This is a genomic window from Prevotella sp. P4-67 (assembly GCF_002251325.1).
In the GTDB taxonomy this organism is placed as follows: domain Bacteria; phylum Bacteroidota; class Bacteroidia; order Bacteroidales; family Bacteroidaceae; genus Prevotella.
On record NZ_NPJL01000033.1, the window covers coordinates 1 to 13,349 of the forward strand.

Genomic DNA, 13,349 nt, shown 5'->3' on the forward strand with positions numbered 1-13,349 from the left:
TCGATCTTCTTCATCATGAATGTAGCGAGTGGATTCTACCCATACCCATTCATACTGACCTGTCGCTTCATTTAGGACACGATCTCTTTCACGTTTTACTTTTGTTCTCATACACTTTTGTTTTAGGCATCCAAAAGTGTCAAGTTTTTTTAGGGTAAGTCAGATGAGATAATTGAACGTGGATAAAGAGTTCGTGTCATTGTGCCGACGAGTACCACAAGTCATTTGATAATTGATGGACGTCTGCGCATAATGTGAGTCCCCAGAACTTAGAGCCTACAGATGGTCTATGGAATGAAATTAAGGTAGGAAACTGTTATTTCAGACTTCGCATTAATCTTTTCAGAATTCCAATTTGCCATTTCGTGGTTTGAACACAAGTTTAAGACAACCTACGAGCGGATGTCTTACAATCGTGTGCAATTGTAGGTGACTGAAGGCGTCCTGTGTTCATTACCACACTGACGGATAGCAGTTTTCGGCAGTTGTGAGCACTCTGAAATGATACCCTCTGCTATATGAAATCTGCATAAGTTTGCGCGGGGCGGTCTGGGTTTGGTTAAATGACAAAGCCACATGGCCCATGGTGCGCCTGAGGTTGAGCTCCACGCACGGGTGCAGCTTTATGCCGTTTTCATCGACTATCATCATGTCTACGCCAAGCGGTCCGGTGTATTTTCCGACCATTTCATCGGTCAGGATGGCACATAGTTCATCTATGGCCGACTGCACCCGATGAAACGGGATATATTTGGAGATAATTTCCACCTTCTCCTCTTCGCTCGCAAGGATGTTCCCTACATACGAACCATTGGAAGACTGGAACACAGACAATCCCAAATACTCGATTCTATCGGGATAGGCGTACAGCTCTACTGCAAAATCTTTTATCTTGCGATAGTAGGGTTCGAGGGTCAATGCTCCCTGGCGCGCAATCACATTCTTGGCCCAACCGCGTTGGTGGGAAGTGAGTTGGTCGACATATCTGAGCCCACGCCCGCTACTGCTCCACGGCGCTTTCATTACATAAGTATAGCCGATGTTCTCAAGTTGGCTTATATTGTCAATCAGTCGAGAACTGCCAACTCGCTCGTCATTTGCTTCAGTGAGCTTTTTCAGCAGATTCTGGCCAGCCCACCAGCGGTGGCTCATCGCGCGGATGCTGTCAAGATATGCGTCGGTTGGCAACAGTTCCTTAGCGATTCCATTGCGCTCCAACTGAAAGCGCAAAGACCTATCCCATCCCCACGGACATATCTCTTCAAGTGGCGGAAGGTGCTTCAGGTCCTGGTAAGTCACAAAAGCCACATCATGGGCATAGCGACCCAGGTGTCTGACCCTGCTCAGTGCCGATGCGATATCATCGACAAGGACCATATCGCCATCCTCGGCCCACAGCGCAGGCAGAAAGCCCAGGTCGGAGCGCATCTCGCGACCTGCATGCGGGGCCACGAAATTGAACATGTCAGATGCAAGTGCTATATCGTGCTCGGGGTTAAATATATGTAGCTTCATAACTGTTTTGTAAATTGTCCACAAAATTACAAAGTTTATTCTTTAGCAACGCAAAGAAGTGACAAAAAATACGAAATTGGAAATATTTTGTAAAGTTGAGTTTGCAATTTTGAAAATTAGTATTACCTTTGCATCTATATAAGTAAATCGATTTATGGAAGAGGCCTTTTTCCGCACCCATGCCAATTTGGTAGACAACACAAATGCTGCAGTCCGTCGTAATCTTATGGATGAGATTGACTGGAGCGACCGCTTGATAGGTATCAAGGGTACAAGGGGCGTCGGCAAGACCACCTTTCTCCTGCAATACGCTAAAGAGAAGTTTGGAGCAGCCGACCGCAGTTGTCTGTATGTCAATATGAACAACTTCTACTTCCAGGGCTTGGGTATTGCTGAATTTGCCGAAGACTTCGTTAAAAACGGTGGTCGTGTACTGTTGATTGACCAGGTTTTCAAGCAGCCCAATTGGAGCAGCGAGCTCAGAAAATGTCATGACCTTTTCCCCAATCTCAAGATAGTCTTCACCGGCTCGAGCGTGATGCGCTTGAAAGAGGAGAACCCTGAACTCAACGGCATCGTAAAGAGCTACAATCTGAGAGGCTTTTCATTCAGAGAGTTTCTCAACCTGCAGACGGGCAACGACTTTCGTCCCTATTCGTTGGGCGAGATTCTGAACAACCATGAGCATATCATCAAGACCATTCTGCCCAAGGTAAGTCCTCTCAAGTACTTTCACGACTATATCCATCATGGTTTTTACCCATTCTTCTTGGAACATCGCAATTTCTCCGAGAATCTCCTGAAGACCATGAACATGATGACCGAGGTCGACATCCTCCTTATCAAGCAGATAGAGCTGAAGTATCTTCACAAAATCAAGAAGCTGTTTTATCTCTTGGCTGTCGAAGGTCCCAAGGCACCCAATATCAGCAATCTGGCTGATGAAATACAGACCAGCCGTGCCACGGTGATGAACTATATCAAGTATCTGGCCGATGCGCGTCTTATCAATATCATCTATCCCGTAGGAGAGGAATTCCCCAAGAAGCCTACCAAGGTGATGATGCACAATAGCAATCTCATGTATGCCATCTACCCCATCACCATCGATGACCAGGAACTGATGGAGACATTCTTCGTGAACTCGTTGTGGAAGGACCATATCGTAAATCAGGCCAACAAAGACCACTTCTACATCGTAGACGGCGAAAAGCACTTCAGAATTTGCGATGCCCATGGTGAGCAGAAAATCAGATTCTCTCCCGACACCATCTATGCGCGTTATAATACTGAGGTGGGTAAGGAAAACCAGATACCACTATGGCTATTCGGCTTCCTATATTAATATAATAAGGTGTAAATATAAAAACGAACATACAAACTTTCATTAAAATTTAGAAAAATGGCTAAAGAAAAAAAGTTTATCACATGTGATGGTAACACCGCAGCGGCTCATGTAAGCTACATGTTTACCGAGGTGGCAGCCATCTACCCCATTACCCCATCTTCTCCTATGGCAGAACATGTGGACGAATGGGCTGCTAAAGGCCGTAAGAACCTCTTCGGTCAAAGAGTTTCTATTCAGGAAATGGAATCTGAAGGCGGAGCCGCTGGAGCTGTCCATGGTTCTCTTCAGGCTGGTGCATTAACTTCTACCTATACAGCTTCGCAGGGTCTGTTGTTGATGATACCTAATATGTATAAGATTGCCGGTGAGCTGTTGCCTTGCGTATTCAACGTATCTGCACGTACTCTGGCTTCTCACTCACTCTGTATCTTCGGCGACCACCAGGATGTTATGGCCTGCCGTCAGACTGGCTTTGCCATGTTCTGCTCTGGTTCTGTACAGGAGGTTATGGATCTTTCTGCAGTTCCTCACCTTGCCACACTTGAGACATCTGTTCCTTTCATCAACTTCTTTGATGGTTTCCGTACTTCTCATGAGTACCACAAAGTTGAAGAAATTGATATGGAAGATATCCGTCCTCTGGTTAACCCTGAGTATATCAAAAAATTCCGCGACCGCGCATTGTCTCCAGAGCGTCCCGTAACTCGTGGTACCGCTGAAAACCCCGAGACATTCTTCACCCATCGTGAGGCTTGCAATGAGTATTATGACAGAATTCCTGAAGTAGTTGAGAAGTACTGCGGCGAAATCTCTAAGATTACTGGCCGTGAGTATCACCTCTTCAACTATTATGGTGCAGAGGATGCCGAGAATGTTATCATCCTGATGGGTTCTGCTACAGAGCCTGCCCGTGAAGCCATCGACTACCTGAACAAGCAGGGCAAGAAGGTGGGTATGGTTGCAGTTCACCTCTATCGTCCTTTCTCTGTAGACTTCTTGAAGAAGGCTCTTCCCGCTACTGTTAAGCGCATTGCCGTGCTCGACCGTACTAAGGAACCCGGTGCAGAGGGCGAACCACTGTATCTTGACGTTAAGTCTGCTCTCTATGACGACGAGCGCAAGCCTCTCATCGTTGGCGGCCGCTATGGTCTTGGTTCATCCGATACTACACCTGCTAAGATTGTAGCAGTATTCAAGAACCTGGAATTGCCACAGCCCAAGAATCACTTCACCGTAGGTATCGTTGATGACGTTACATTTACATCTCTTCCCGAAGAGGAGGAAATCCCAATGGGTGGTGACGACCTGTTTGAGGCTAAGTTCTATGGTCTCGGTGCCGATGGTACTGTAGGTGCCAACAAGAACTCTGTACAGATTATTGGTAACAATACCAACAAGTATTGTCAGGCTTATTTCTCTTATGACTCTAAGAAGTCTGGTGGTTTTACCTGCTCTCACCTGCGTTTCGGCGACAGCCCAATCCACAGCGCTTATCAGGTAAATACTCCTAACTTTGTAGCTTGTCACGTTCAGGCTTACCTCCACATGTATGACGTTACCCGCGGTCTGCGCAAGAATGGCACATTCCTGCTCAACACTATCTTCGACGGCGAGGAGTTGGTTAACTTCATTCCTAACAAGGTTAAGCGTTGCTTTGCCAAGAACAATATCAAGGTTTACTATATCAATGCCACTAAGATAGCTCAGGAAATTGGTCTTGGAAACCGTACCAACACCATTCTCCAGTCTGCTTTCTTCCGTATCACTGAGGTTATTCCTTTGGACCTGGCTGTAGAGCAGATGAAGGCGTTCATCGTGAAGTCATACTCTAAAAAGGGTCAGGATGTTGTTGACCTCAACTTCGCTGCAGTTGAGCGCGGAGGCGAGTATAAGGAACTGACAGTAGACCCAGCATGGGCTTCTCTTGCTGACGAAGAAGGCAAGGAAGACAATGCACCTGCATTCGTTAAGGAGCTGGTTCGCCCTATCAATGGTCAGGCTGGTGACCTGCTCAAGGTTTCTGACTTCGTTAAGCATAACACTGTTGACGGAACATGGGCCAATGGTACCGCTGCATTTGAGAAGCGTGGCGTAGAGGCTTTCGTTCCCGTATGGAATGTAGAGAATTGTATCCAGTGTAACAAGTGTTCATTCGTTTGTCCTCACGCTGCTATCCGTCCATTCGTTCTTACCGACGAAGAGCTGGCAGGTGTTCCTGGCCTGGCTACTCAGGAGATTAAGGCTCCCGCTGCACTCAAGGGAATGCACTTCCGTATCGAGACTTCTGTTCTCGACTGTCTCGGTTGCGGTAACTGTGCCGATGTGTGTCCTGGCAAGAAAAACAAGGAAACCGGAGAACTCGAGAAGGCTCTCAAGATGGTTCCATTCAATGTTGACGCTCCCGCTATGGTTGAGGAAGCTAAGACATGGGATTACCTCGTACACAATGTTGCCTCTAAGCAGGATTTGGTAGATATCAAGCAGAGCCCCAAGAACTCTCAGTTCGCTCAGCCTCTGTTTGAGTTCTCAGGCGCTTGCTCCGGATGTGGTGAGACACCTTATGTAAAGCTCATTTCTCAGCTCTTTGGTGACCGCCAGATGATTGCTAACGCTACTGGTTGTTCTTCTATTTACTCTGCTTCTATTCCTTCTACTCCTTACACTACCAATGCTAAGGGCCAGGGTCCTGCATTCGACAACTCTCTGTTCGAGGACTTCTGCGAATTCGGTCTGGGTATGGCTTTGGGTAACAAGAAGATGAAGGAGCGCATCTGCCACCTTCTCGAGGAGGCAAAGGCTGATGAGCATGTACCTGCCCAGTTTGTTGCTGCAGCTGACAAGTGGATTGCTGCTAAGGACGATGCTGACGGCTCTAAGGAAGCAGCTGCAGAGCTGAAGCCTCTGATTGCCGCTGGTGCTGAGCAGGGTTGCCCTGTATGTCAGGAGTTGAAGACTCTCGACCACTATCTTGTAAAGCGCAGCCAGTGGATTATCGGTGGCGACGGTGCTTCTTACGATATTGGCTACGGAGGTCTTGACCACGTACTCGCATCTGGTGAGGATATCAATATCTTGGTTCTCGATACTGAGGTTTATTCAAACACTGGTGGCCAGAGCTCTAAGTCTACTCCACTCGGTGCTATTGCTCAGTTCGCAGCTCAGGGTAAGCGCATCCGCAAGAAGGATCTCGGTCTTATGCAGACCACCTATGGCTATATCTATGTTGCCCAGGTTGCTATGGGTGCCGACAATGCACAGACATTGAAGGCTATCCGCGAGGCAGAGGCTTATCCAGGTCCATCACTCGTTATCGCATACGCTCCTTGTATCAACCACGGTCTGAAGCGTAAGGGCGGTATGGGTAGAAGCCAGAATGAGGAGAAACTCGCCGTTGATTGTGGTTACTGGCACCTGTGGCGCTACAACCCACTGTTGGCCGACGAGGGCAAGAACCCATTCACGCTTGATTCTAAGGAGCCTAACTGGGCTGACTTCCGTGACTTCCTCCTTGGAGAGGTACGTTATCTGAGTGTTCAGAAGGCTTATCCTAATGAAGCTGAGGAACTCTTCTCTCAGGCTGAGCGTATGGCTAAACTCCGTTATCGCAGCTATGTCCGCAAGACTCAGGAAGACTGGAGCGAGATTATCTAATCTTGAATTGATACACCTTATATAATATATAGGGATACTGATGAAGGGAGGTTTGCCAATTGGCAAGCCTCCCTTTTCAATTATTCTCATACTAATCAATAAAAAAACGCATGAAATTAAAATAATGTGCTTTTTCCTTGTTTGTGTCATAGATAACCACTAACTTTGCAGTAATATAACTTAATCCTTTAACAATAAACATTATGACTAAACTTTTACGCTTATCACTTTTGTTATTAGCAGTTTGCGCATGTGGCATAGCTAATGCAGCAAACGTAACAGACAAGTTCACAGCCTCGGCTTTAGGTATCACGGGGACTTCGTATGCCGACTTGACTGATTTCCAATTATCCTCTACAGCAAAGTATTCGCTTAACGCAGCAACAAATAAAGCGACCTGCGTTCAGCTTCGTTCAAAGAATAGTAATTCTGGAATTGTTACAACGACATCTGGTGGTACTGTAAAAAAAATTACAGTTGTATGGAATGAAGCCACCAAGGCTGGTCAAAAGTTGGATGTATATGGAAGTACTTCTGCATATGGCAGCCCTAAGGACTTATATGATGCAAAAACTCAGGGTACGAAAATCGGCACAATAGAAAATGGTAAGAGTACTGAGCTTTCTGTTGAAGGAACCTATACTCATGTAGGATTGCGTTCCAATAATGGTGCGGTTTATGCAACTGAGATATCAATTGAATGGGAGCCTGCTGCTCCGGGTACAGTTGCCATGCCAACAATTACCGGTAACGCCACTTTTGAAACCTCTACCACTGTAACTATTACAGGCCCAGAGGGAGCTGACATATATTATACTACTGACGATAGGACTCCCACAACAAGTTCGCAGAAGTACACTACACCTTTCTCTTTGACAGAGAGCACCACCGTAAATGCTATAGCTGTTAAGGGTGGCAAGTCGAGCAATGTTGCCAGCAAGGACTTTAGCAAGATTACTTGCACAGACGCTACCTTAGAGGAAGTAGTTGGATGGACTGCCGACAAGACTTATGTGAAGCTCGCCCTCAACAACGCCAAGGTGATATACGCTGATGGCAACACAGTCCATCTGCGCGAAAACGGCAAGTGCCTTATGCTTTACAATGTAGGCATCCTCGCCCTCACCCTCAACTCAACGGTAAGCGGAAGCATCAAGATGAACTTCAAATCCTACAATGGCATCCCCGAAATGATGAAAAATGAGTTCACCAATGCCGGTGACCTTTCCATTACCGCTGGCTCTTCTCTGGAATTGGACGCTACTGTAACTACCGTAGAAGACCTCCTCGCCAAGAAGAACCTCTGCGACTTGGTACTTCTTAAGAATGTCACCGTAACCGCAGAAGGCACAGGCAAGGATGCCAAGTATTTCATCGTGAGTGGTGCCAAAAAGATTCAACTCTGGGGTAACCAGAATCTTAGTGCTGTAGGCGTAGGCAAGTCTTTGGATATTTATGCTCTTTGCAATAGTATCTATTCTAACAATGTCCAGATTAAGCCTGTAAAGGTTGGCGACATCACCCTGGGTATCAACAACACTATCGTGGTTGAGAGCAAGAAGCAGGGCATCTACAACATCAATGGTGTTAAGATGAGCGAGGGTCAGACCCTTCCCGCTGGCTTGTATATCAAGAACGGCAAGAAAGTAATTGTTAAATAACACATATTTTTTCCTAACTCACACCTTACCAGCTGTCTCTACCCTTGTAGAGGCAGCCATTTTATTCATTATTGTCACGGCCGATAGCAATTATCGAGTTTTTTTCTATTCTTGTGTTCGTGAGATTTCATAAATATAAAGCCGCCAATACGCCAAATCTCCGTACCTTCGCAGCCAAAATGGGACAACTTTCCATTATAGGTTTCCATCTGCAATAGATAGCAAATAATAAACATAATAAAAATGGAACTACTTCACAACCTTTTCATGGGCTTCCCCAATCTTTGGGGCGGCGGTGTAGCTCACTCAGTAATGATTCTTTCGCTTGTAATATCCTTGGGATTATTATTGGGCAAGATCAAGGTCGCCAACATTTCTTTGGGACTGACCTGGGTATTGTTTGTCGGAATTACCTTTGGTTATTTCTGTTTTAATCTTGATGAGCATCTGCTCCACTTCCTCAAGGAGTTTGGCTTGATTCTCTTCGTCTATTCTCTCGGCCTTCAGGTAGGTCCAAGTTTCTTCTCCTCGTTTGGCAAAGGTGGTCTCAGGCTCAATATGCTTGCCATATCGACCATCGCGATAAGCATTGTTGTCACCGTCATTCTGTTCTATACCACAGGCACTCCTATCACCACCATGGCAGGTATCTTGTCTGGTGCCGTGACCAATACGCCTGGACTGGGAGCAGCCCAGCAAGCCAACAGCGACCTCAATGGAATAGACGACCCCAGCATTGCCGCCAGCTATGCCGCCGCTTATCCTATCGGTGTTATCGGCGCCATACTTATCTTCCTTCTCTTGAAGTATATCCTTTGCATCCATACCGGTAAGGAAGAAGAGGCAGCTAAGCGAGGTCTCGGCGCTACTGAAGAACTGACTGTCCGTCCCTTCTCCGTATGCGTGAAGAATGAGCAGATTGTCGGTAGAACCGTGCGCCAGATAGCTGAAATCTCGCAACGAGATTTTGTCATCTCTCGTATGCTTGTAGATGGAGCCGCCTCCCCCACCGATGTCATTAACGGCTCGACTGTGCTGAATCTCAATGACAAACTGCTCATTACAGCTGCCCCACGTGACATTGAAGCTATCATCGCCTGCCTTGGCGAGCCCACTACTGTAGACTGGGAGAAGTGTGACAAAGGCCACATCTCACGCCGTATTCTTATCACGCGTCCCGAAATCAATGGAAAGACATTGGCCCAACTCCGCATACGCTCTCTCTTTGGAGCCAACATCACCCATGTTTACCGTTCTGGTGTAGAACTTGTTGCCGCACCCCACCTCCAGCTTCAGATGGGCGACAAGGTCACCGTCGTAGGTAGCGAACTGGCCATCAGCCATACCGAGAAGCGTTTGGGCAATTCCATCAAGCGTCTCAACATCCCCAACCTCATTCCTATCTTCCTGGGTATTGCGCTCGGCTGTTTTGTTGCTAACATTCCCTTCTATCTCCCCGGAATCCAGGCTCCACTTAAGCTCGGACTGACCGGTGGCCCGTTGGTTGTAGCCATCCTTATCGGTTTCTTGGGTCCCAAATTCCACCTGATTACTTACAATACCATCTCTTCCAATCTGATGATACGAGAGATAGGATTGTGTATCTTCCTTGCCTGCGTAGGTTTGGGAACCGGCAAAGAGTTTATAGATACCGTCTTCAATGGCAACGGATTGGCCATGGTGGGTTATGGAGCCATCATCACGATGCTTCCACTCCTTATTGGCGGACTCATCGGCCGTTATGCCTTCCACCTCAACTACTACACCCTCATCGGAGTTCTGGCAGGCGCCAACACCAACCCCCCAGCCCTGCGTTATGCCAACGACCTCACCGCAAGTGATTCTCCTGCTGTAGCCTACTCCACGGTATATCCCTTTGCGATGTTCCTCCGCATTATCACCATTCAGATATTAATATTGACTTTAGGATAAAACTATATGCTGAAAATTATTGCCGTCGATGTGGCGCTATTGCTGATTATCGTTTATGGCGTCATTCAGTTTAGAAAAAATAAGAAAAACGACAGACATGGTTGAAACATCTTCACTTATCACCCATCCCGTAACGGATGACGAGCGTTTGGTTCACCACAAATTGGATTTGCTGTTACGTACCGGCTGTATTCTCGTTGAAAATGCAGCCGACACCAGCCGCATCATCCGCACGATGAAGCGAGTGGCTATGTATCTCTGCATCCCCATCGAGAATCTGCATATTTACGTCAATTACAATATGCTGATGGTCAACCTTAGTGATGTCGAAAAGTCATACACCAAGTTCCAGCGAGTAGACAAGCATGGCGTCAATCTGGATGCCATCCGCGAGATTAGCCATCTCTCCTGGGACTCTATTCGTAAGAACCTGACTTTGGAGGAATACGAGCGACAGCTTACGGAGATACACCAGCGCAAGCGCAATTACACCCCTTGGCAGGTAGCCATCGGAGGAGGACTGGCGTGCGGCGGCTTCTGCATCCAGTTTGGTTGCGACTGGACGGCATTCTTCTATGCCTCCATTGCAGCCATATTGGGCTTGCGTCTGCGTATGTTCCTCAATTCCAAGGGCTCCAATGGATATTTCAACATCGGCTTGGCAGCTTTTGTATCCACGCTGTTGGCATGGCTCTTCGCCTTGATTTCCACCCGGTCTGGCATTTCCTTCTTGGAGTCCTCCACTCCATGGCATCCGCTTTTGGCCTGCGCCTTGTTCATCGTTCCCGGCGTACCGCTCATCAATTTCGTAAGCGACATGCTTTCAGGCTTTACCCAGGTGGGTATCACCCGAGCCACCAACACGCTGCTTATGCTTTTTGCCATGGCTTTCGGCATAGCCTTTGCCATCCAGTTTTGTGGCATCGACAACTTTGTCCACGACTTGTCCATGATTCCCCATCACACCTATGATGAATACATGCTGGCTGCAGCCATCTCGGCTATCGGTTTCTCCATGATATTCAATGTACCTCGCCACATGATGCTCTTTGTAGCCCTTGGAGGTATAGTAGCTGTCTGCACCCGCAATTTTGTCAATCTTGGAGCCAGTTCAGGCAACGTCGGATTGGATATGGGCCTCATCGTAGGCTCCTTTGTCGGGTCTGCAGTGATTAGTATCATCTGCTGCTTCATGGTACGTCGCCTGCACACTCCCCACCAGTGTCTGAGCATACCCAGTGTCATACCCATGATTCCTGGAGTGCTGATGTACAGAGCCCTGTTTGCCTTCATCAATATGCATGGAGTTATAGGCGAAGTCACCGTGGCGATGAACAATGCCATCCACGCATCGCTGATTATCCTGTTTATCGCTATTGGTGTGGCCATACCCAATATATTCTTCAGACGGATGATTAATCCCAAGCGGGAGCAGAAGCTGATGGAGCTGCTGCTCATCCGCAAAAATCAGATGGCTGACAAATAAAAACGTCGGCCACCTGTGACAGGACGCCGACATTAATTCACTCCATATTATATCATTTGAGGGTGTATCAATTACATATTGATGCACCCTTTTTATCTATCCAGTATTTTTATAAACCAATGCTTTTCAGCAATTCGCCATTGAGATGGTGTATTGCGACCACACCATCTTCGTAGATGGCGAAGGTTGGCACGTTGCCTCCTTTGGGGAATGTGATAGAACCGGTATTGCAGAATACAGTGTCTTCTTCATTCTCTAAAGTCCACAGATGCGTATGCCCACTGAACACGACGTCGTATTTGCCAGGCAACATGTTCTCCTTATTATATTTATGGCCATGGGTGAGCAGCAGCCTGCGCCCATTGTCGACCACCAGAGCATAATCTGCCATGATGGGGAAATCGAGCAGCATCTGGTCTACCTCCGAGTCACAGTTTCCACGTATGGCTACTATCTTGTCTGCCATTGCGTTCAGCGTCTCGGCTATAAGTTTTGGGTTCAACCCTTCGGGCAAACCATTGCGAGGACCGTAATTGAGGATATCGCCCAAGATGAGCAACATATCGCAACTTGCGGAATCATAATAAGACAAAACTTGTTGTAAAGTGGGAAAACAACCGTGGATATCGGAAACAATCAAATATTTCATTCTAATAAATATTTGGTAAAAGATGTGGGTGGTGATGGATTCGAACCACCGAAGGCGAAAGCCAGCAGATTTACAGTCTGCCCCATTTGGCCACTCTGGTAACCACCCTTGCTCAATTGCGAGTGCAAAGGTATACATTTTAGCCGACACTGCCAAAGGTTTGACCAACTTTTTTGCCACAAATATTGTCTGCGCGGTGGCTGGGATGATTAATCGGGTATGGCTCAAACTTTTTATTCCCCTTTATTTTGATATTACGGAAAAAACGCTTATCTTTGCAATCGCAATTGCCGATATGGCTCAGTTGGTAGAGCAACGCATTCGTAATGCGTGGGTCCCGGGTTCGAGTCCCGGTATCGGCTCCATTTCAGGAGTAAGTATAAGCGGAATTAGCACATCGGTAGTGCACGGGCTTCCCAAGCCTGGGAGGCGGGTTCGATTCCCGTATTCCGCTCAAATATGTAGAGATGTTCTGTAATCATGATGATGCAGAGCATTTTTTGTTTATTTACACATCGTTTCATAGCATACAGCGACACATTTATGACAGATTCGTGGCAAAAGATGGTGAGCGGAGAGGTATATGACGCTCTCGCCCCTGAACTCATCAACGAATTGAACAGGGTCAAGGACTTGGTATGGCAGTATAACCAAATCAGACCTTCCGATTATACAAACAAGGAAAAAGCCATCAGAGCCCTGCTCGGCAAGTGTGGTGTCAGGCCCATCGTCAACCAGCCCTTCTATTGCGATTATGGCCGCAATATCGAGGTGGGCGACTTCTTCTTTTCCAACTTCAACCTTACCATTCTCGACGAAGCCCCTGTCAAGATAGGCGACCATGTCTTCATCGGCCCCAATGTGAGCTTATACACGGCTTGCCACCCCACCAATCCCGAAGAGCGAAACAAAGGTGTGGAATGGGCGCGCCCCATCACCATCGGCAACTCGGTCTGGATAGGCGGTAGCGTGACTATTCTGCCTGGCGTCACCATTGGCGACAACTGCACCATAGGAGCCGGCTCGGTGGTTACCCGAGACATTCCAGCCAACAGTATTGCCGTAGGCAACCCCTGCAAAGTCATTAAACATATAGACCACACCTGA

9 protein-coding genes and 3 tRNA genes are annotated in these 13,349 nt (G+C 47.3%); 8 read left to right on the forward strand and 4 right to left on the reverse strand.

Annotation, left to right across the window (positions count from 1 at the left end):
* Window positions 1–453 precede the first annotated feature (453 nt).
* Window positions 454–1,515 (reverse strand): hypothetical protein, encoded by a 1,062-nt coding sequence (locus CIK92_RS04850; protein WP_022309591.1) that lies wholly within the window; start codon window positions 1,513–1,515, stop codon window positions 454–456.
* Between the two features lie 154 nt (window positions 1,516–1,669).
* Here CIK92_RS04850 and CIK92_RS04855 point away from each other — a divergent pair, with 154 nt between their 5' ends.
* The gene (locus CIK92_RS04855) at window positions 1,670–2,860 is read left to right on the forward strand and encodes an ATP-binding protein (protein ID WP_022309590.1); all 1,191 of its coding nucleotides are present in this window, start codon (window positions 1,670–1,672) and stop codon (window positions 2,858–2,860) included.
* 57 nt (window positions 2,861–2,917) lie between these two features.
* Complete coding sequence (gene nifJ, locus CIK92_RS04860) at window positions 2,918–6,514, forward strand: pyruvate:ferredoxin (flavodoxin) oxidoreductase (protein WP_022309589.1); 3,597 nt, start codon at window positions 2,918–2,920, stop codon at window positions 6,512–6,514.
* Between the two features lie 91 nt (window positions 6,515–6,605).
* On the opposite strand, the gene CIK92_RS13715 is transcribed toward nifJ, so the two are convergent.
* Complete coding sequence (locus CIK92_RS13715; RefSeq protein WP_158214736.1) at window positions 6,606–6,806, reverse strand: hypothetical protein; 201 nt, start codon at window positions 6,804–6,806, stop codon at window positions 6,606–6,608.
* Between the two features lie 439 nt (window positions 6,807–7,245).
* On the opposite strand from CIK92_RS13715, the gene CIK92_RS13720 reads away from it, so the two are divergent.
* From CIK92_RS13720 to CIK92_RS04875, 3 genes are all read left to right on the forward strand, one after another.
* Complete coding sequence (locus CIK92_RS13720) at window positions 7,246–8,175, forward strand: chitobiase/beta-hexosaminidase C-terminal domain-containing protein (RefSeq protein ID WP_158214737.1); 930 nt, start codon at window positions 7,246–7,248, stop codon at window positions 8,173–8,175.
* Between the two features lie 243 nt (window positions 8,176–8,418).
* Window positions 8,419–10,107, forward strand: a complete 1,689-nt coding sequence (locus CIK92_RS04870; RefSeq protein WP_022309586.1) for a putative transporter — start codon at window positions 8,419–8,421, stop codon at window positions 10,105–10,107.
* Window positions 10,108–10,204: 97 nt separating this feature from the next.
* Window positions 10,205–11,593 carry a threonine/serine exporter ThrE family protein gene (locus tag CIK92_RS04875; protein WP_094388348.1) on the forward strand — a complete coding sequence of 463 codons (1,389 nt, stop codon included), beginning with the start codon at window positions 10,205–10,207 and terminating at the stop codon, window positions 11,591–11,593.
* 109 nt (window positions 11,594–11,702) lie between these two features.
* On the opposite strand, the gene yfcE is transcribed toward CIK92_RS04875, so the two are convergent.
* Window positions 11,703–12,242, reverse strand: a complete 540-nt coding sequence (gene yfcE / locus CIK92_RS04880; RefSeq protein WP_094388349.1) for a phosphodiesterase — start codon at window positions 12,240–12,242, stop codon at window positions 11,703–11,705.
* 25 nt (window positions 12,243–12,267) lie between these two features.
* A tRNA-Tyr gene (locus CIK92_RS04885) sits at window positions 12,268–12,350 on the reverse strand.
* 181 nt (window positions 12,351–12,531) lie between these two features.
* On the opposite strand from CIK92_RS04885, the gene CIK92_RS04890 reads away from it, so the two are divergent.
* The 3 genes from CIK92_RS04890 (at window position 12,532) to CIK92_RS04900 (ending at window position 13,349) form a co-directional block, all read left to right on the forward strand.
* A tRNA-Thr gene (locus tag CIK92_RS04890) sits at window positions 12,532–12,607 on the forward strand.
* Window positions 12,608–12,625: 18 nt separating this feature from the next.
* Window positions 12,626–12,696 (forward strand) — tRNA-Gly (locus CIK92_RS04895).
* A gap of 89 nt (window positions 12,697–12,785) precedes the next feature.
* Window positions 12,786–13,349 (forward strand): sugar O-acetyltransferase, encoded by a 564-nt coding sequence (locus CIK92_RS04900; RefSeq protein ID WP_094388350.1) that lies wholly within the window; start codon window positions 12,786–12,788, stop codon window positions 13,347–13,349.